Below are 17,982 nucleotides of genomic sequence, written 5' to 3' on the forward strand. Positions count from 1 at the left end.
CCAGACGCCGCCGCAGCGCGGCGCCGGTGCTTGTCGTTCGCGCCTTCGCCGCCGGCATCCTGCTGGCGCATTCTACGGAGGAACGACCCATGCTGACCGAGATCGTCACGCGTGCCTTGTCCCAACTGACCGGCAATGCCCTGAACGGCGACGGCATCAAAGGACAGTTTCAGTACGCTTATGCCAGTGATGACGGCCAATACGTGGCCATATTGACCCATGACATGACCACCTACGTGGTGGACCTGAGTTCCCAGCGGTATTTCGCGGAGTGCGGCGGATCGCCTCGCGGATTTGCCGGCCATGTGCTTGAAATGGAGGGCGCCACCGCGCGCTCCCATCCGTGGCCCGCCGCGCAAGATTTGTTCGACCTGGACATGGACGCCGACGAATTGGCATGGCGGCAGTGCCCCGGTTTGCGCCATGCGGGAAACGGCGCGCATCGATCTGTGGAGAGCCGCGCCGCCTGAGAGTGGCCAGAAGCGGCAACGTTTCACTGAACCGGCGTCATCGCCGGTTTTTTTTCGCCCTGTGCCCGGTCCACGCCTGTAGGCGGCGCGCGGCCCGGTCGCTAAAATCCCGGCCATGACGACGCCCGCCGAACTCCGCGCCCCGCAAGGCACCACCCTGGTCCCGTGCACGCACGCGCGCCACGCCGACCAGATCCTGGCCATTTTCAATGACGCCATCGCGAACTCCACCGCGCTGTACGACTACAAGCCGCGGCCGCGCGAGGCCATGCAGGGCTGGTTCCAGGCCAAGGAGCAGGGCGGTTTTCCGGTCTTGGGACTGGAAAACGAAGACGGCGAATTGATGGCGTTCGCGAGCTACGGCACGTTCCGCGCGTTTCCGGCGTTCAAGTATTCGGTCGAGCATTCCGTCTACGTGGACGGGCGCTTTCGCGGGCGCGGCCTGGGTGAGGCGATGATGGGCCTCCTGATCGAACGGGCGCGCGCCGATGGCGTGCATGTCATGGTCGGCGGCATCGATGCGTCCAATCAGGGCAGCATCCGGCTGCATGAAAAGCTGGGGTTCGTGCATGCCGGCACCATCCGCGAGGCCGGCTTCAAATTCGGCCGCTGGCTCGACCTGGCCTTTTACCAACTGACGCTTAACACGCCGGCAAACCCGGTCGACGGCTGAGATCGGCGGCTGGCGCCCTCGGCCTCTACTTCGACAGCACCCGCATCGCCTGCTCCAGCCCGGCGACGGTCACGGGATACATGCGGTCCTGCATGATGTCGCGCATCAAGGCAATGGACTGGCGGTACTGCCAGGAGGCCGTGGGCTCGGGGTTCAGCCACACCGACTTGGGCCAGGCGTCCAGCAACCGGCGCATCCATTCGGCGCCGGGTTCCTTGTTGTAGTGTTCGACCGAGCCCCCGGGCTGCAGGATCTCGTAGGGACTCATGGTGGCGTCGCCCACGATGATCAGGCGCCAGTCCGGGTTGTACTTGCGCAGCACGTCCCAGGTGTCGAAGCGCTCGTTCTGGCGCCGGCGGTTGCTTTGCCACAGGCTTTCGTACGGGCAGTTGTGGAAGTAATAGACCTCGAGGTTGCGGAACTCGCTGCGGGCCGCCGAAAACAGTTCCTCGACGCGGCCGATGTGGTCGTCCATGCTGCCGCCCACGTCCAGCAGCATCAGCACTTTCACCGTGTTGTGGCGTTCCGGGACCATGCGCAGGTCCAGATGGCCGGCGTTGCGCGCGGTGCTGGCGATGGTGTCGTCCAGGTCCAGTTCCAGATCGGCGCCTTGGCGCGCGAAGCGGCGCAGGCGGCGCAATGCCACCTTGAAGTTGCGCGTGCCCAGTTCGACCTGGTCGTCGTAGTCCTTGAACTGGCGCATGTCCCAGACCTTGACCGCCGTGCGGTTGCCGGCCGATGCGCCGCCCACGCGGATGCCTTCGGGGTGATAGCCGCCGTTGCCAAAGGGCGACGTGCCACCCGTGCCGATCCATTTGCTGCCGCCCGCGTGGCGCTCCTTCTGCTCATCCATGCGCTCCTTGAAGAGCTCCATGAGCTTGTCCCAGCCGTGCTTTTCGATGGCGGCCTTTTCTTCGGGCGACAGGCTTTTTTCGAACTGCTTGATGAGCCAGTCGAGCGGGATCTCCTTGCCTGCGGGCAACGCGGCCTCGATGCCGTGGTAGTACGCGCCAAACGCCTTGTCGTAGCGGTCGTAGAGCGATTCGTCCTTGACCAGCGTGGCGCGCGCCAGGAAGTAGAACTCGTCCAGCGTGGGCGACATCAGGTCCTGGCGCAAGGCGTCCACCAGCGTCAGGTATTCCTTGACCGAGACCGGCAGCTTGTGCGCCCGGAGGTGATAGAAGAAGTCGATCAGCATGTGCGTGCCGCCCTTGGATGCGGGATCAGCGGCGCTGGCCGCCGCGCGTCATGGCCGCCAGGCGTTCAAGAAGATGCACGTCCTGCTCGTTCTTGAGCAGCGCGCCGGCCATCAGCGGCACGGCGGTGGCGGTGTGCGCGTCGATCTGCGCGGCCGAGACGTCCTCGGCCAGCAAGAGGCGCAGCCAATCCAGCAGTTCGGACGTGGACGGCTTTTTCTTCAGGCCGGGCGCATCGCGCAGCGCGAAGAACGTGTCCAGCGCGGCGCGCAGCACGTCCTGCTTCAGATCCGGATAGTGGACGGCCACGATGTCGCGCATCGTGTCGCGATCGGGAAAGCGGATGTAGTGAAAGAAGCAGCGGCGCAGGAACGCGTCGGGCAGGTCCTTTTCGTTGTTGGACGTGATGATGACGAGCGGACGGTGGCGTGCGGAGATGGTCTCGCGCGTCTCGTACACATGGAACTCCATGCGGTCCAGTTCGCGCAGCAGGTCATTGGGGAATTCGATGTCGGCCTTGTCGATCTCGTCGATCAGCAGCACCACGGGCTCGTGCGACTGGAACGCTTGCCACAGCGTGCCCTGCACGATGTAGTTGCGGATATCGCGGACTTTCTCGTCGCCCAGCTGCGAATCGCGCAGCCGCGAGACGGCGTCGTATTCATACAGGCCCTGGTGCGCCTTGGTGGTGGACTTGATGTGCCATTGCAGCAGCGGCCGTCCCAGCGCGCGGGCCACTTCCTCGGCCAGCATCGTCTTGCCGGTGCCGGGTTCGCCCTTGATGAGAAGCGGGCGCTGCAAGGTGAGGGCGGCGTTCACGGCGAGCTTGAGATCGTCGGTGGCGACGTAGCTGTCGGTGCCATCGAAGCGGACTGGCTTGGCGGAGGAGGCGGTCTGGGCTGCGGGCATGATCTGATGGCTTCTGTGGTTTGATTGGGATCAACACTAACGCAAGGTATTAATCCTGAGCAATTATCGTACAATCAGGCGGTTTTGCTTTGGGTTCCACCCGCAACGTGTTTGCAGAGGGCCTTTTCGTGTGAGCAGGCCCTAGTCCTTAGCCATACCAAGAAGAGTCATTCCAATGAAGTTGCGAACCTCTCTGAAGTACACGGTTTCCGTGTTGGCCACGATGGCGTCCTGTGCGATCGCCGGCCAGGCTGTTGCTGCAGACGCAGCGCCGGTCGGTAATGTCCAGAATGCCCGAGACAAGGTTTCGATGTGCATCGGTTGCCATGGCATCCCAGGCTACAAGGCATCGTTTCCCGAGCTTTACCATGTTCCGATGATTGCTGGCCAAAACGCCAAATACATCGAAACGGCCCTCAACGAGTACAAGAAAGGCGCGCGCAGCCATCCCACGATGGATGCGATTGCCGGCAGCTTGACCGACCAGGATATCGCCGACCTGGCCGCGTACTACTCGAATCTCAAGTAAGGGGGCAACACCATGAACCGCACCATGCTTGCCCTTGCGGGCGCGACCCTGGCCATTTCGGGCGCAGCCGCCCAGGCGCAGGACCTGGCGGCCGGCAAGGCCGTCTTCGACAAATTCAACTGCGCCTCGTGCCACGGCGCCGACGCCAAGACGGCGGTGGACCCCGCCTATCCGACGCTGGCCGGCCAGCATGCCGATTACCTGGTGCATGCCCTGAAGGCCTACAAGCGTGGCGCCTCCGGCAGCGCGGCCACGGCCAATGTGCGCAAGAACCCGATCATGGGCGCCTTTGCCACGCAGCTGTCCGACCAGGACATCTCCAACGTGTCGGCGTGGCTGGCGTCGCTGCCCAGCGACCTGGGCGTCCGGCGCTAAGACGCGCCCGCTGCAGCGGGTGTGCAAGCAAAAAACTCTCGCGTGCGAGGGTTTTTTTGTTTGGGTCAGAGGCTGGCGCGGCGGCGGATCAGGTCGATGTAGGTGTCGCTGTCCAGCGGCGTGCCCAGGCGCTGCGCTTCCCAGACGACCTGGCCCAGGCATTCCATGATTTCATGGGCGGCGTGGTGCGCGTCCGAGCGCGCCGTCAGCTGCTGGTAGGCCTGGCGGATGCCGGGCGGATGGTCGATGGACAATTGCTCTGCAATCGCCAGGTGCATGGACAGGTGCAGGAACGGATTGGTCCGGCCTTTTTCCACCGCGTATTCGGCCGTCATGGCCTCGGGGCTTTCGAGGTCTGCGTGGTATTCCGGGTGCTCGATGATCCAGTCCAGCGCGATCGCCTCCAGCGGGGTCAGGACCTCGTTGGCGCGGTGCTTGCGCCAGGTTTCGATAAAGAATTCGCGAACTTGGTCGCGGGAGGGATTGAACATCGGGAGGGAGCCAAAAGCAGGATGGAGTCGCTTTATTTTACCGCCCCACGACGCAGCTCAGGTTTCGCCCGGCGCTTTGCGATATAGAATGGGCTGCTATCCGCCATCCGGTGTGCGGTTCGCAGGAGGCGGTATGACCCGCGGAATCGGACGTGGTCCGATCCTGGCGCGTGCAGAAAAACCACCCGGAGCAAATGGAGCATTCATGTCCTACCAACATATCAAGGTTCCCGCCGGCGGCCAGAAAATCACGGTCAACGCCGATTTCTCGCTGAATGTGCCTGACCAGCCCGTCATCCCCTTCATCGAAGGCGACGGCACGGGCGCCGACATCACCCCCGTCATGATCAAGGTCGTCGACGCGGCAGTGGAGAAGGCGTATGGCGGCAAGCGCAAGATCCATTGGATGGAGGTCTACGCCGGCGAAAAGGCCACCAAGGTCTACGGCCCGGACGTGTGGCTGCCCGACGAAACCCTGGAAGTCGTCAAAGACTACGTGGTTTCCATCAAGGGCCCGCTGACCACCCCGGTCGGCGGCGGCATCCGGTCGCTGAACGTGGCCCTGCGCCAGCAGCTGGACCTGTACGTGTGCCTGCGCCCCGTGGCGTACTTCAAGGGCGTGCCGTCCCCGGTGCGCGAGCCCGAAAAGACCAACATGGTGATCTTCCGCGAGAACTCGGAAGACATCTACGCCGGCATCGAATACATGGCCGAAAGCGAGCAGGCCAAGGAACTGATCCAGTTCCTGCAGACCAAGCTCGGCGTCAAGAAGATCCGTTTCCCGAACACCTCGTCCATCGGCATCAAGCCGGTGTCGCGCGAAGGCACCGAGCGCCTGGTGCGCAAGGCCGCCCAGTACGTCATCGACAACGACCGCACGTCGCTGACGCTGGTGCACAAGGGCAACATCATGAAGTTCACCGAAGGCGGCTTCCGCGATTGGGGCTACGAACTCCTGCAGAAGGAGTTCGGCGCGCAGCTGATCGACGGCGGCCCGTGGTGCAAGTTCAAGAATCCCAAGACCGGCCGCGAGATCATCGTCAAGGACGTGATCGCCGACGCGTTCCTGCAGCAGATCCTGCTGCGTCCCGCGGAATACGACGTCATCGCCACCCTGAACCTGAACGGTGACTACATTTCGGACGCGCTGGCCGCGCAAGTGGGCGGCATCGGCATCGCCCCGGGCGCCAACATGTCCGATTCCGTCGCCATGTTCGAGGCCACCCACGGCACGGCGCCCAAGTATGCCGGCAAGGACTACGTGAACCCCGGTTCCGAAATCCTGTCCGCCGAAATGATGCTGCGCCACATGGGCTGGACCGAAGCGGCGGACCTGATCATCTCCAGCATGGAAAAGTCGATCCAGTCCAAGAAGGTCACGTACGACTTTGCCCGTCTGCTCGAAGGCGCGACGCAGGTGTCGTGCTCCGGCTTTGGCCAGGTGATGATCGAAAACATGTAAGCCGCGAAAAGGGCCCCCCGCAAGGCTGTCTGCCGTGCAAGGCCCGGCTCCCGCTCTTTCGCCAAACCCGCCCGCCTTCATGGCCGGCGGGTTTTCTCTAACCACCGGCATGACGCGCATCGTGCGTGCTTTGTTCTTTTCAGGTTGATTGTTGTGCCCCGACTGTATGTAACCCTGGCCGCCTGGCTGGTGCTGCTGATGCCCGCCCTGGCGCTGACCAGCCCCGTGGGCGGCCCCGCCGTTCTGTATCTGAGCGCCTTGATCGCCCTGACCGCGATCACCATGAACGCCCTCAAGCGCTACGAGCCCATGGATTTCCGCGCGCTCTGGCCCCTTTCCCTGGCGCTGCTGTCGCCGCTGGCCTGTCTGCTGATCACCTCGGCCGTGAAAGGCATGTGGAGCAGTTCCGAGCTTGAGAAACTGCTTCGCTTTGCCTTGGCGCTCCCCGTCCTGTGGTTGCTGCTGCGCGCGCCGCAACGCCTGCTTCGCCATATCGAATGGACCATCCTGGCCGGCGCGCTGGCCGGGTCCATCCTCTTGATCGTGACGATGCTCTCGGGCGGCCGCGGCGCGGTGGTCGAGGTGGGCGGACGCTACAACGCCGTGGCCTTTGCCAACATGGTGCTGCTGTTGGGCGGCATGACCTTGCTGTCGCTGGGCTGGGGGCCGGGCTCGCGCTGGCCGCGCCTGGAAACGGCGGTCAAGCTGGTGGCCGTGGCGCTGGCCGTGGTCGCGACCTGGCTGTCCGAGACCCGCAGCAGCTGGATGCTGTTGCCCATTCTGGGCCTGGTCTTTCTGCTTGGGCTGCGCAACTGGCGCCGGCGCCACAAGGTGTATTGCGCGCTGGCTGTCTGCGTGGCGCTGGTCGCCAGCGCGGCGGCCATCTGGACCTTCAGCAGCCGCATGCAGCAGATCACCCACGACGTTCAGGGTTTTTCCACGTCGGCCAACCGCGATACGTCGTTCGGCATCCGGCTGCAGCTGTGGCATGCCTCGTTCCTGATGTTCGAAAAGAGCCCGATCGTGGGCATCGGCCCCAGCCGGTTCCGCGAGGAACTGCGCGAGCTGCAGAAGCAGGGCATCGTGACGCAGGAAGTGGTGGATGGTTTTGGCGAGCCGCACAACGACCTGCTGGCCGCCATGGCGGGATACGGCCTGCTGGGTCTGTTGAGCATGCTGGCGCTGTATCTGGTGCCGGCGGGCGTGTTCTTCCGGCGCCTGGCCAGCGACGACCGGGTGATCCGGGTGGGTGCGCAGATGGGGCTCTTGTTCTGCCTGAGCTACTGCGCGTTCAGCATGACCGAGATGATGTTCCGCAATATGCGCAGCGTGCCCACCTATGCGCTCATCATGGTGGCGCTGATTGCCCTGACGACGGCGCGGCCGCAACGCGTCGCCCCGCCCGGGGCATAGGGCACGGGCGGGCGTCGTCCCGCCGTCCGGTTTGAAGCAGAACGCAAGGCGCGAGTCGCCTTGCGTTTTTTTTTATGGAAATTGAGCTAGATCAAAGTGACTAGTCAAATCGAATTCAAACGAAGTTTGAAATAGTATCCTCGTCGGCCAATCTACATAAAAAGTCACAATCCGCCGATTTTTGTTTCGAGTCGCGGTCATGCAGAAGAGAGTCGATGAGTCATTCCAGCTTGCGCAGGGAACTGTTGTGGTTCGTGTTTGCCATTGGCGCCGCCGTCCTGGCGCTGGGCGTGTGGGACGCCTGGCAGCGGCGCGCCGAGATGATGGAGGACCGCAAGACGGAGCTTCGCCACGTGATCGACATGGCTGCGGGCGTCGTCAGCGGGGGTAAGCGGCGCGTGCAGGAAGGCGTGCCGCTGGCCGAAGCCAAGCGCGACGTGGCGCGCCAGCTGTCGGCAATGCGGTACGGCGCAGATGGTTATGTGGGCGCGTTTGGCGACGACTACGATCTATTGGTGCATCCCGACGCGAAGCGGGTGGGCACGAACGTGCGCGCCACGCGCGACAGCGACGGGCAGCCGCTCTTTGAGAACCTTTACGCGCAAGGCAAGGCGGGCGGCGGCTACGTGCGCTACCTGTTCCCGCGGCCGGGCGCCGAGGATCCGCTGCCCAAGCTGACCTACGCAGCCTACGACCCGGAATGGGGCTGGCTGATGTTCACGGGCCTGTATGTCGACGACGTCGACGCGGCGTTCTACGGCACGCTATGGCGGCAGGGCAGCGTGACGCTGGCCTTGCTGGCCCTGGTGCTGGCGGCGGCGCTGCGCTTTTTCAGCACGCACATCCTGCGGCCGCTCGATGAGGCGGTGGCCGTGTGCGAGCGGGTGGCCAATGGCGATCTGTCCAGCGCCATCTCGCACCATCATCGCGGCGAAATCGGCCGGCTGTTCGGCGCAATGGCGCGGATGCAGCAGCGGCTGGACGCGGCGGTGCGCACCATCGTGCATTCCACCGCGTCCATTGCGGCCGCCTCGCGCCAGATCGCCGCAGGCAGCGTGGACCTGTCGGACCGCACGGAACAGCAGGCGGCGGCCTTGGAACAGACCGCGGCCAGCGTGGAAGAGATCACCGCCACCGCCCGGCAAAGCGCCGAGCACGTGCGCGAGGTCAGCGCGTTGGCCGCCGAGGCCGCGCGTCTGGCCCGGCAGGGCAGCGACGAGACGCAGCACGCCATCGACGCCATGCGCGAGATCTCGCACAGTTCGCAGCGCATCGACGAGATCATCCGGCTGATCGACGAGATCGCGTTCCAGACCAATATCCTGGCGCTGAACGCCGCCGTCGAAGCCGCGCGGGCGGGCGAGCAGGGTCGCGGCTTTGCCGTGGTGGCGGGCGAAGTCCGGGCGCTGGCCCAGCGCTCGGCCACGGCCGCCAAAGAGATCAAGACGCTGATCGAGGCGTCGTCCGCCTCCGTGGCGCGCGGTAGCCAACGCGTGGAGCAGGCCAGCGCCACGATGGGCAGCGTGCTGGAATCGGCGGCCACCAGCGCGCCGCTGATGAGCGAAATCGCCACGGCGTCCGGCGAGCAAAGCGCGGGTATCGAGCAGATCAACGTGACCGTGACGCATCTGGACGGCGCCACGCAGCAGAATGCGGCGCTGGTGCAGGAGTTCGCGGCCTCGGCCGCCACGCTGCATGGACAGGCGGGCGACCTGGCGCGCGCCGTGTCGATCTTCAGGCTGTCTGCAACCGGTCAGCCGATGCCGGGATGAGGTCCAGGGCGCGCCGCAGCCGCGCGCTCAGCTCGCGGCTGGCGGGCATCATGGGCAGGCGCAGCTCGTCGGCGATGAGGCCCTGCATGGCCAGCGCGCGCTTGACCGGCGCGGGATTGGGCTCGCTGAACAGCAGCCGGATCAGGGGGCGCAAGGGGTCGAAGCAGTCGCGCGCGGCCTGCGCATCGCCTGCCTGTGCCAGCGCCATCAGCGCGACAAAGCGTTCCGGAAAGAGATGCGCGGCCGCGGGAATGGCGCCGCGTCCACCCGCCAGGAAGTGATCCAGCAAGGCCAGATCCTCGCCGCACAGCGCATTCAGCCGGCCCCGCGCATTCAAGGCGGCCAGCACGGCCGGATTGCATTCCTTCACCGCGCCGAAGTTGGGCAGCACCGCCAGCGCCTCCATGGTTTCGACCGTCATGGCGACGCCCGCGCGCTTGGGGATGTTGTACAGGATGATGGGGCGCTCTGTCGCCCACGCGATCTGCCGGTAGTGCCACAGAATTCCGGCCTGCGACGGACCCAGGTAATACGGCGGCGGGACCAGGTAGCCGGCCGGCGCGTAGCGGTCCAGCCGGCGCACCGCCGTGGCCACGCCCCGGGTGTCGACGCCGCCCACGCCCAGGACCAGCGGCAGCGCGTGCGAGTCGCTGTTGATGGCCTCGATCATCTCGATCTTCTCCGGCATGCTCAAGAGGTTGCCCTCGCCGGTGGAGCCAAAGAGCACCAGGCCGGCGATGCCGGCGTTGCGATAGTAGCGGGCCAACGCCTGCGCGCCGTCCAGATCCACGTGGCCGCCCCGCATGGGCGTCACCATCGGCAGCCACAGGCCCTCGAACATGGGTTTGGGACTCGGGTGCATGGCTCAGCGCTCCGTGACGGCAGTCGCCGGGCGCGCCGGCCCGAATTCCGCGCGGGGCAGACCGCGCATGACCGCGGACATCATGGCGTCCAGTTCGCCGCGTTCGCATTGCAGTTCCAGCGTGCTTTGGGCGTGCGCGTGGTCCACCGACAGCAGGTAGACGCCAATGCGGTCGCCCAATGCGCGGTGCAGGGCCAGCCGCACGTTCAGCGCGTCCAGCGTATTGATGCGCACGGTCAGCGAGATCAGGCGGCATTGCGGCTGCGGCGAAGGCGAGGCGGCAACGGGGGCGGCTATCGGAACCTGGCGAAGGCGCGGTCGGGGAATCATGGCGGTTTGAGGGCGGGGGGCGTTGAGGGCGTCCCGCGTATCCGGTGGGTTGATGACGATTCCACTATAGGAATCGCGCCGTAAAACCTGCCGATAAATGCGCGTGTGCCGCGTAAAAACCGCGTCAACGGCAGGCGCCGGTCAGAACGTCTTGGTCACCGATAGGAGACCGTTGGCGCGTCCCATGTCGCGACCCCGGGTATTGGTGTAGACGGCGCGGTCGGCGTTGGTGTCCAGATAGGCCAGCGAGACGGACAGGCCCTGGCCGAAGTCCTTGGTCAGGCCCAGCTTCCAGTCGGTGTAGGACCCGTTGTCGACGTTGCGCACGATCTGGCGGCCGGCATGGGCGTTGAGGACGAGGCCCCAGATGCCGGTGTCGAAGTTGCCCGACAGGTCGAAGTATTGGCTGTACTTGCTGTCGGCAAAGCCGAACAGGTTGGTCAGCGCGAGGGAGTACTTGAACATCACCGGGCCGTAGCCGATGCCGGCGTAGAGTTCGGTGGTGTCGGGGCTGGTGAAGCCGGACGGATAGTCGCCCGGGTAGTAATACTGCAGCACGCCCAGGTCCACGGGCACGCTGTTCGTCAGATTTCCCTTGTAGCCGCCGTAGAAGTCCATTTCCACCGGCGCGGAGACGTCGCTGTTGCTGTCGTTCAGCCAGCTGATGCTGGAGTTCCAGTTGCCCAGGTAAAAGCCGCTGGCGTGCGCGAGGTCGAAGCCGCCTTGGATGGCGGGCTGGTTGTTGGTCTGCATGAGACCGCGATAGCGGTACTGGCTGGCGAGCGTGACGTTGGCCGTCAGGGAATACGGCGACACGGCATCGGTGGCGACGGGGGCGTCGGCGGCTTGCGCCAGGGGAACGAGGGAAAACAGCGCCACTGCGGCAAGGGTGTTGCGGGGCATGGAAAGCCTCCTGGTGTTGTGCGGACCGCAACAATAGGAGGACCGGCATAAAGCGCGGGACAAGACTCGCGCCCTGCGCGTAAAGCGCGCATCAAAACGGCGGTGCGCGCGAAAGATCAGCCCGCGAAGCGGTAGCCCACGCCGATCTCGGTCAGCAGGAACACCGGTTGCGCCGGGTCGGCCTCGAGCTTCTGGCGCAGGTGGCCCATGTAGATCCGCAGGTAGTGATTGCTCTCGACATGAGACGGCCCCCATACCTGCCGCAGCAGTTCGCGGTGGGTCATGACCTTGCCCCGGTGGGCCAGCAGCGCCGCCAGCAGGCGGTATTCCATCGCGGTCAGGTGCACGTGCTGGCCGGCGCGTTCGACGACGCGCCGCGAGAAGTCCACGCGCACGTCGCCAAACGCGATCTCGGCTGCATTGCCCGCGCCGCCCCGCCCATGCCTGCGCAGCAGCACGCGCAAACGCGCCAGCAGTTCACTGACGCCGAAAGGCTTGGCAAGGTAGTCGTCGGCGCCCGCGTCCAGCGCCGCGACCTTGTCGGCTTCTGCGCTGCGCGCGGACAGCACCAGCACGGGCACTTCGGTCCAGCCGCGCAGCTCGCGGATGAGCGTCATGCCGTCATCGTCAGGCAGGCCCAGGTCCAGCACGATCGCGTCGGGCTGGCGGGTGCCCGCCTCGATCAGCCCGCGTTTGACGCTGTCGGCCTCGTGCACCACGCAGCCTTCGCTTTCCAAGGCCTGGCGCACGAATCGCCGGATGTTGGCGTCGTCTTCGATGATGAGGACTATGGGCTGGAAATCGAACATTGGGGGTACTCAGGCGGTTTCGGGTTGGATCTCGGGCGGAGCGCCCAGCGGCAAGCTGAATACGAACTGCGCGCCGCTGGCCTGGCCGGGCGCGTGTTCGACCCAGATGCGGCCGTGGTGGGCGGCGACGATGGCTTCGCACACTGCCAGTCCCAGGCCGACGCCAGGCGTGGCGGATTCGCGTTCGCCGCGCGTGAATTTTTCGAAGATGCGGCGTTCGGCGCCGGGCGCCACGCCGGGGCCGTTGTCGGCAATGGCCACGCGCATTTCGCGCCCTTGCGTTTGGGCTCCCGGGGTTTCGACCTCATGCACGAAGGCGTGAATGCGCAGCGTGCTGCCGGCAGGCGTGTACTTGGCCGCGTTCTCCAGCAGATTGCACAGCACGCGTTCGATCAGCACGCCATCGCACTCCACCAGCGGCAGCGCGGACAGCGGCGCGACCAGGACCTCGCGGCCGGCCAGCGGTTCGCGCATGGCCGCCAGCGCGGCGCCGACCAGTTCTTCGACGGATTGCCACTCCAGGCGCAACGGCGTGTCGCGGCTTTGCAGCCGCGCCATGTCCAGCAGGTTGACCACCAGCGCGTGCATGCGCTGCGCCTGATCGCGCATGGCGCGCACCGTGTCCTGCACGCCAGCGGGCAGCGCCTGCCGCTCGCGCATCAGCGTGTCGGTCATGCCCACCAGGCTGGTAAGCGGCGTTCGCAGGTCGTGCGAAACCGCAGCCAGCAGCGAGTTGCGCAGTTTTTCGGATTCCATGCTGACCACGGCCTGCTGCGCAACCTCGACATAGTGCAGGCGTTCTAGCGCAATGGCGATCAGGGTGGCGTAGGCCTCGACCTGGCGGCGCGTGTCGGGATTGGCGTAGAGGCTGCGGCGGGGCGCGTCCAGCACCAGCACGCCGCGCGTTCGCATGGGTGCCTTCAGCGGCAGGTACAGCAACGCGCTGTTGGACAGGGTGGCGGTGCCCGCGCCCGCAGGCTGGCCGTGGTCGTACACCCACTGCGCCAGCGCCGATTCGGGCGCGGACATGTCGCCGTCGGCGGGCATGGCCAGTTTCAGGCGGTCGTCCAGGCCCAGGATGTAAAGCGCGCAACGCGCACCAAAGGTGGCGTGCACGAACGAGCCGGCCAGCGCGACGATCTGTTCGGGCAGCAGGGCGGACGACAGTTCGCGCGCGAATTCGTAGAGGCTGCGCGCGTCGGCCTCGCGCTTGACCGACGCCTGCGCCTGCAAGCGCAGGCCGGCGGTAAGCTGGCCGATCAGCAAGCCCACGCCAAGCAGCACGCCGAAGGTCAGCAGGTACTGCACGTCCGACACGGCGAACGAAGACAAGGGCTGCACGAAGAAGAAGTCGAACAGCCCGACGCTGACGACCGACGCGAGCGCGGCCGGCCCGCGTCCGTGGCGCAGCGCCACGGCGGCCACCGCCAGCAGGAACAGCATGACGATGTTGGTCTGGTGCAGCGCGGGGAAGACGAGGGAGGAGAGCGCCGTGGCCACGGCACAATAGCACAGCGCCCACACGTACCCCGCCAGTGGCCGGGCGGCGCGTTCGTCGTCGGCTGCGCGCGCGCGGCGGCCCAGCGTGAGCGGGTCGCGTTTGGCGGGCGCGTGCTGGGGCACGGGCGGCGCGCCCAGCCGGATGATGTCGATCTCCGGGCACCCGGCGGCGAGCTGGTCGGCGAAGCTGTGGCGCCGCCACAGCCAACCGTGCGACATGCCGGCGGTCAGCAACGCCGTCAGCGACAGGCGCAGGCGCTGCCATCCGCCGGCGCGGGTGCGGCCCACGATCACCTTGGTGATGTTGTGGCGGCGGACATAACGCACGACGGCGTCGACCATGTCGCCGCCGGCCAGCGTCTCGGTACGAGCGCCCAGCGCGTCGGCGAGCGCCAGGCCGTGCTGCAGGCGCTCGGTTTCGGCGGCGGCGGGCGGCGCGGCGCGCGGCGTGTCGATGGTGACGACATGCAGATCGCAATCGAGCTGCTGGCTCATGCGATGGGCGTTGCGGACGACGTACTCGGCGTCGGCGTCGGACCCGATGCAGGCCACGATGGCTTCGCGCGTGCGCCACACGGAATCGATGGCGCGGTCGCGGCGGTACGCCTGCACGTCGTCGTCCACGTGCTCGGCCGTGCGCCGCAGCGCCAGCTCGCGCAGCGCGATCAGATTGCCCTTGCGAAAGAAATTGCGGGAGGCGTGCCGGGCCTGTTCGGGCAGGTAGACCTTGCCTTCCTTCAAGCGGCGCAGCAGTTCGTCGGCCGACAGGTCGACCAGCATGACCTCGTCGGCCGCGTCGAACACGTCGTCGGGCACCGTTTCCCAGACGCGCACGCCGGTGATGCTGCCCACGGCCTCGTTCAGGCTGTCCAGGTGCTGCACGTTCAGCGTGGTCCAGACGTCGATGCCGGCCGCGAGCAGCTCCTGGATGTCCTGCCACCGCTTGGCGTGGCGCGAGCCGGGGGCGTTGGAGTGGGCCAGTTCGTCGACCAGCACCAGCGCCGGACGGCGGCGCAACGCGCCGTCCAGGTCGAATTCCTTGAGCACGTGGCCGCGGTAGACAACGTCCCGAAGCGGCAGGACCGGCAGGCCATCGAGCAGCGTCGCGGTCTCGCGGCGGCCGTGGGTTTCGACGATGCCCGCAAGCACGTCCGTGCCCTGCGCAGCCTGCGCGCGCGCCGCCGCCAGCATGGCGTAGGTCTTGCCCACGCCGGCCGACGATCCGAAATACACGCGCAGCTTGCCGCGCACCGCCTGCCGCTCGGCGGCGTCCAGGGTTTTCAAGAGCGCGTCCGGATCGGGACGCTCGCCAGCGATGTCAGCCATGAACGCGCAAGGAAGGGGAGGAAACGGCTGGCAATACTATACGCCGCCTCATCAGCGCGGCCCGCGCAGCTTGTCCAGCGCCAGGTTCAGCGTCAGCACGTTGACCGCGGGGCTGCCCAGCACGCCCAGCCAGGGCGTGGCGGTGTGGGCCTGAATCAGCGCATCGACCTCGCTGCGCGGCAGATTGCGGGCCCGCGCCACCCGGTCCGCCTGATAGGCCGCGGCGGCCGGACTGATGTGCGGGTCCAGCCCGCTGCCCGAGGCGGTGACCAGGTCGGCCGGGACCGGCGCGGCGTTGTCCGGATCGGCCGCCTTCAAGGCGGCGATGCGCGCCTGGATGGCCTCGGCCAGCGCCGGGTTGCGCGGGCCAAGATTGGAGCCGCCGGAGGCCGCCGCGTTGTAGGGCATGGGCGCCGTGGCCGATGGGCGGCCCCAGAAGTATTGCGGCGAGGTGAACGATTGGCCGATCAACGCGGATCCGACCACCTTGCCGTCCTGCTCGATCAGCGAGCCGGCGGCCTGGTGGGGGAACACGGCCGACGCGATGCCGGTGGTCAGAAACGGATAGGCCAGGCCGGTGATGAGCGACAGCGCGGCAAAGACGGTCAGTGCGGGGCGCAGGATGCCGCCTTGGCGCGGCGCGGAAGTTGCGGTGGTCATGAGGAATTCCTTTGCGTGGAGGCTTGCAAGGCAGTGGCGGGGATGACGGCGGCCGTCACGCCCAGCCCAGCGCGGCCAGCACCATGTCGATGAGCTTGATGCCGGCAAACGGCACGATGAGCCCGCCCAGGCCATAGATGAGAAGGTTGCGGCGCAGGAGCACCGAGGCGCCCAGCGGGCGGTAGCGCACGCCCTTCAAGGCCAGCGGGATCAGCACCACGATGATCAGCGCGTTGAAGATCACGGCCGACAGGATGGCCGAGGACGGCGTCGCCAGGCCCATGATGTTCAGCACGCCAAGCTGCGGATAGACGGTGGCGAAGGCGGCCGGGATGATGGCGAAGTACTTGGCCACGTCGTTGGCCACGCTGAACGTGGTGAGCGCGCCGCGCGTCATCAGCATCTGCTTGCCGATCTCGACGATCTCGATGAGCTTGGTCGGGTTGGAATCCAGGTCCACCATGTTGCCGGCTTCCTTGGCGGCCTGGGTCCCCGAATTCATCGCCACCGCCACATCGGCCTGCGCGAGCGCGGGCGCGTCGTTGGTGCCGTCGCCCGTCATGGCGACCAGGCGGCCTTGCGACTGGTAGTCGCGGATGAGCTTGAGCTTGGCCTCGGGCGTGGCTTCGGCCAGAAAGTCGTCGACGCCGGCTTCCGCCGCGATGGAGGCGGCGGTCAGCTTGTTGTCGCCGGTGATCATCACGGTCTTGATGCCCATGCGGCGCAGTTCGGCAAAGCGCGACTGGATGCCGGGCTTGACGATGTCCTTGAGCTCGACCACCCCCAATGCGCGATTGCCGTCACTGACCATCAGCGGCGTGCTGCCGCGCCGCGCCACGTCCTCGGCCAGGCGCAGCGCCTCGGCGGGCACCGTTGCGTCCTGCGCGGCCAGCCAGGCCTGGATCGCGTCGACCGCGCCCTTGCGGATCCTGCGCTCGCCGAGGTCCGCGCCGCTCATGCGCGATTGCGCGGTGAACGGCACGAACTCGATGCCCGCGATGCGCGGTGCGGGCGCATGGATGGCCTTGTCCGCCAAGGCCACGATGCTGCGGCCTTCCGGCGTCTCGTCGGCCAGCGAGGCCAGGCGCGCGGCATCCGCGAGTTCGCGTGCGGACACGCCGGGCGCCGGCAGGAAGGTGGACGCCTGACGGTTGCCGAAGGTGATGGTGCCGGTCTTGTCCAGGAGCAGCACGTCGACGTCGCCCGCGGCTTCGACCGCGCGGCCGGACGTGGCGATCACGTTGGCGCTCATCATGCGGCTCATGCCCGCCACGCCGATGGCCGACAGCAGGCCGCCGATGGTGGTGGGTATCAGGCAGACCAGCAGCGCCACCAGCACGGTCACCGTGACCGCCGCGCCGCCGCCCGCCGCCGCGACGGCGTAGAGCGAGAAGGGCATCAGCGTGACGACGACCAGCAGGAACACCACGGTCAGTCCCACCAGCAGGATGGTCAGCGCCAGCTCGTTGGGCGTCTTCAGGCGCCGGGCCCCTTCGACCATCGAGATCATGCGATCCAGGAAGCTCTCGCCGGGATCGGCGGCGATGCGCACGAAGATCCAGTCCGACAGCACGCGCGTGCCGCCGGTGACGGACGAGAAATCCCCGCCCGACTCGCGGATGACGGGCGCGGACTCGCCCGTGATGGCGCTTTCGTCGACGGAGGCCACGCCGGCGATGACCAGGCCGTCGCCGGGCACCGTGTCGCCGGCTTCGACCAGCACGACATCGCCGCGGCGCAGCAGGCCCGATGGCTGGTTGACGGCCTGGGCGCGCCAGTGCGCCGGGTCCGCATCCAACGCGTCCCCGTCGCGAAAGCCCTTGAGCAGGTGCGCGTCGATGGTGGTGCGCAGGCCGCGCAGCGTGGCCGCCTGCTGCTTGCCCCGGCCTTCGGCCAGCGCCTCGGCGAAGTTGGCGAACAGCACGGTGAACCACAGCCACACGGCGATGCCCAGAATGAATCCCGCCGGCGCCTCGGCCTGGCCGCCGAGGGCCATGATCCACAGGACCGTGGTGAGCAGGCTGCACACATAGACCACGAACATCACGGGGTTCTTGACCTGCGCGGCGGGCGACAGCTTGCGCAGGCTGTCCACAAGCGCGGGACCCACCAGCGCCCGCGACCAGAGGCCAAAGGGTCGGGCCGCGTCTGGTCGGGCCGCGCTCGGTCGCGCCGCGTCAGTCCGCGCCGCGCTCTGCTTGCCCGCGTTCGGTTGACCCGGTTCGCCGGGCACGGACGCGCGGGCGGCTGTACTGCCGTCAGATCCGATGGTTTGCATTTCAATCTTGGCCATGTTCTTTCC

At 66.8% G+C, this 17,982-nt stretch carries 17 protein-coding genes; 7 read left to right on the forward strand and 10 right to left on the reverse strand.

What is annotated here, in order from left to right; translation table 11 throughout:
* The first annotated feature begins 89 nt into the window (after nucleotides 1-89).
* On the forward strand, nucleotides 90-470 hold the full coding sequence (locus QEP15_RS04740; RefSeq protein ID WP_056322693.1) for a hypothetical protein: 381 nt from the start codon (nucleotides 90-92) through the stop codon (nucleotides 468-470).
* Nucleotides 471-585: 115 nt separating this feature from the next.
* Nucleotides 586-1,143 carry a GNAT family N-acetyltransferase gene (locus tag QEP15_RS04745; RefSeq protein WP_175156825.1) on the forward strand — a complete coding sequence of 186 codons (558 nt, stop codon included), beginning with the start codon at nucleotides 586-588 and terminating at the stop codon, nucleotides 1,141-1,143.
* A 25-nt stretch (nucleotides 1,144-1,168) separates the two neighbouring features.
* On the opposite strand, the gene QEP15_RS04750 is transcribed toward QEP15_RS04745, so the two are convergent.
* Together QEP15_RS04750 and QEP15_RS04755 are read right to left on the reverse strand one after the other, a co-directional pair.
* Nucleotides 1,169-2,341, reverse strand: coding sequence for a vWA domain-containing protein (locus tag QEP15_RS04750; protein WP_280148515.1), 1,173 nt, complete (start codon nucleotides 2,339-2,341; stop codon nucleotides 1,169-1,171).
* A gap of 25 nt (nucleotides 2,342-2,366) precedes the next feature.
* Nucleotides 2,367-3,248, reverse strand: coding sequence for an AAA family ATPase (locus tag QEP15_RS04755; RefSeq protein ID WP_062840388.1), 882 nt, complete (start codon nucleotides 3,246-3,248; stop codon nucleotides 2,367-2,369).
* A gap of 175 nt (nucleotides 3,249-3,423) precedes the next feature.
* Here QEP15_RS04755 and QEP15_RS04760 point away from each other — a divergent pair, with 175 nt between their 5' ends.
* Nucleotides 3,424-3,777, forward strand: a complete 354-nt coding sequence (locus QEP15_RS04760; RefSeq protein ID WP_056321309.1) for a c-type cytochrome — start codon at nucleotides 3,424-3,426, stop codon at nucleotides 3,775-3,777.
* Between the two features lie 12 nt (nucleotides 3,778-3,789).
* A complete protein-coding gene (locus QEP15_RS04765; RefSeq protein WP_062840389.1) occupies nucleotides 3,790-4,152 on the forward strand; it encodes a c-type cytochrome in 363 nt (120 codons plus the stop codon).
* A 65-nt stretch (nucleotides 4,153-4,217) separates the two neighbouring features.
* Here the strand turns inward: QEP15_RS04765 and QEP15_RS04770 are convergent, their stop codons facing one another.
* Nucleotides 4,218-4,643, reverse strand: coding sequence for a DUF1841 family protein (locus QEP15_RS04770; protein WP_062840390.1), 426 nt, complete (start codon nucleotides 4,641-4,643; stop codon nucleotides 4,218-4,220).
* 205 nt (nucleotides 4,644-4,848) lie between these two features.
* Between QEP15_RS04770 and icd the strand changes: the two genes are divergently transcribed.
* The 3 genes from icd to QEP15_RS04785 all read left to right on the forward strand — a co-directional run bounded on the left by icd (nucleotide 4,849) and on the right by QEP15_RS04785 (nucleotide 9,290).
* Nucleotides 4,849-6,105 carry an NADP-dependent isocitrate dehydrogenase gene (icd, locus tag QEP15_RS04775; RefSeq protein ID WP_175156822.1) on the forward strand — a complete coding sequence of 419 codons (1,257 nt, stop codon included), beginning with the start codon at nucleotides 4,849-4,851 and terminating at the stop codon, nucleotides 6,103-6,105.
* Between the two features lie 153 nt (nucleotides 6,106-6,258).
* Nucleotides 6,259-7,518 carry an O-antigen ligase family protein gene (locus QEP15_RS04780; RefSeq protein WP_280148516.1) on the forward strand — a complete coding sequence of 420 codons (1,260 nt, stop codon included), beginning with the start codon at nucleotides 6,259-6,261 and terminating at the stop codon, nucleotides 7,516-7,518.
* A 215-nt stretch (nucleotides 7,519-7,733) separates the two neighbouring features.
* Nucleotides 7,734-9,290, forward strand: a complete 1,557-nt coding sequence (locus tag QEP15_RS04785) for a methyl-accepting chemotaxis protein (protein WP_175156821.1) — start codon at nucleotides 7,734-7,736, stop codon at nucleotides 9,288-9,290.
* On the opposite strand, the gene QEP15_RS04790 is transcribed toward QEP15_RS04785, so the two are convergent.
* The 7 genes from QEP15_RS04790 to kdpB all read right to left on the reverse strand — a co-directional run bounded on the left by QEP15_RS04790 (nucleotide 9,253) and on the right by kdpB (nucleotide 17,973).
* The gene (locus tag QEP15_RS04790) at nucleotides 9,253-10,152 is read right to left on the reverse strand and encodes a 4-hydroxy-tetrahydrodipicolinate synthase family protein (RefSeq protein WP_280148517.1); all 900 of its coding nucleotides are present in this window, start codon (nucleotides 10,150-10,152) and stop codon (nucleotides 9,253-9,255) included. The two genes, QEP15_RS04785 and QEP15_RS04790, sit on opposite strands and share 38 nt — an antisense overlap.
* A 3-nt stretch (nucleotides 10,153-10,155) precedes the next feature.
* On the reverse strand, nucleotides 10,156-10,482 hold the full coding sequence (locus QEP15_RS04795) for a hypothetical protein (protein WP_227741361.1): 327 nt from the start codon (nucleotides 10,480-10,482) through the stop codon (nucleotides 10,156-10,158).
* Nucleotides 10,483-10,623: 141 nt separating this feature from the next.
* Nucleotides 10,624-11,385 carry a TorF family putative porin gene (locus QEP15_RS04800; protein WP_280148518.1) on the reverse strand — a complete coding sequence of 254 codons (762 nt, stop codon included), beginning with the start codon at nucleotides 11,383-11,385 and terminating at the stop codon, nucleotides 10,624-10,626.
* Between the two features lie 116 nt (nucleotides 11,386-11,501).
* Complete coding sequence (gene kdpE / locus QEP15_RS04805; RefSeq protein ID WP_152383582.1) at nucleotides 11,502-12,194, reverse strand: two-component system response regulator KdpE; 693 nt, start codon at nucleotides 12,192-12,194, stop codon at nucleotides 11,502-11,504.
* A 9-nt stretch (nucleotides 12,195-12,203) separates the two neighbouring features.
* Nucleotides 12,204-15,020 carry a DUF4118 domain-containing protein gene (locus QEP15_RS04810; protein WP_280148519.1) on the reverse strand — a complete coding sequence of 939 codons (2,817 nt, stop codon included), beginning with the start codon at nucleotides 15,018-15,020 and terminating at the stop codon, nucleotides 12,204-12,206.
* Between the two features lie 51 nt (nucleotides 15,021-15,071).
* Nucleotides 15,072-15,680: a potassium-transporting ATPase subunit KdpC gene (kdpC, locus tag QEP15_RS04815; protein WP_152383584.1), complete on the reverse strand. Its 609-nt coding sequence runs from the start codon at nucleotides 15,678-15,680 to the stop codon at nucleotides 15,072-15,074.
* Nucleotides 15,681-15,735: 55 nt separating this feature from the next.
* A complete protein-coding gene (kdpB, locus tag QEP15_RS04820) occupies nucleotides 15,736-17,973 on the reverse strand; it encodes a potassium-transporting ATPase subunit KdpB (protein WP_280148520.1) in 2,238 nt (745 codons plus the stop codon).
* Between the last annotated feature and the right edge of the window lie 9 nt (nucleotides 17,974-17,982).

Source organism: Achromobacter mucicolens (assembly GCF_029866465.1).
GTDB lineage: Bacteria > Pseudomonadota > Gammaproteobacteria > Burkholderiales > Burkholderiaceae_B > Achromobacter > Achromobacter mucicolens.

Excerpts from the sequence above, each read along its gene's own strand:
- QEP15_RS04740 (WP_056322693.1), top strand. The coding sequence starts at position 90 with ATGCTGACCGAGATCGTCACGCGTGCCTTGTCCCAACTGACCGGCAAT.
- QEP15_RS04795 (WP_227741361.1), bottom strand. The coding sequence starts at position 10,482 with ATGATTCCCCGACCGCGCCTTCGCCAGGTTCCGATAGCCGCCCCCGTT.
- QEP15_RS04785 (WP_175156821.1), top strand. The coding sequence starts at position 7,734 with ATGAGTCATTCCAGCTTGCGCAGGGAACTGTTGTGGTTCGTGTTTGCC.
- QEP15_RS04770 (WP_062840390.1), bottom strand. The coding sequence starts at position 4,643 with ATGTTCAATCCCTCCCGCGACCAAGTTCGCGAATTCTTTATCGAAACC.
- QEP15_RS04810 (WP_280148519.1), bottom strand. The coding sequence starts at position 15,020 with ATGGCTGACATCGCTGGCGAGCGTCCCGATCCGGACGCGCTCTTGAAA.
- QEP15_RS04755 (WP_062840388.1), bottom strand. The coding sequence starts at position 3,248 with ATGCCCGCAGCCCAGACCGCCTCCTCCGCCAAGCCAGTCCGCTTCGAT.
- kdpE (WP_152383582.1), bottom strand. The coding sequence starts at position 12,194 with ATGTTCGATTTCCAGCCCATAGTCCTCATCATCGAAGACGACGCCAAC.
- QEP15_RS04765 (WP_062840389.1), top strand. The coding sequence starts at position 3,790 with ATGAACCGCACCATGCTTGCCCTTGCGGGCGCGACCCTGGCCATTTCG.
- kdpB (WP_280148520.1), bottom strand. The coding sequence starts at position 17,973 with ATGGCCAAGATTGAAATGCAAACCATCGGATCTGACGGCAGTACAGCC.
- QEP15_RS04745 (WP_175156825.1), top strand. The coding sequence starts at position 586 with ATGACGACGCCCGCCGAACTCCGCGCCCCGCAAGGCACCACCCTGGTC.
- QEP15_RS04760 (WP_056321309.1), top strand. The coding sequence starts at position 3,424 with ATGAAGTTGCGAACCTCTCTGAAGTACACGGTTTCCGTGTTGGCCACG.
- QEP15_RS04800 (WP_280148518.1), bottom strand. The coding sequence starts at position 11,385 with ATGCCCCGCAACACCCTTGCCGCAGTGGCGCTGTTTTCCCTCGTTCCC.
- QEP15_RS04750 (WP_280148515.1), bottom strand. The coding sequence starts at position 2,341 with ATGCTGATCGACTTCTTCTATCACCTCCGGGCGCACAAGCTGCCGGTC.
- kdpC (WP_152383584.1), bottom strand. The coding sequence starts at position 15,680 with ATGACCACCGCAACTTCCGCGCCGCGCCAAGGCGGCATCCTGCGCCCC.
- QEP15_RS04790 (WP_280148517.1), bottom strand. The coding sequence starts at position 10,152 with ATGCACCCGAGTCCCAAACCCATGTTCGAGGGCCTGTGGCTGCCGATG.
- icd (WP_175156822.1), top strand. The coding sequence starts at position 4,849 with ATGTCCTACCAACATATCAAGGTTCCCGCCGGCGGCCAGAAAATCACG.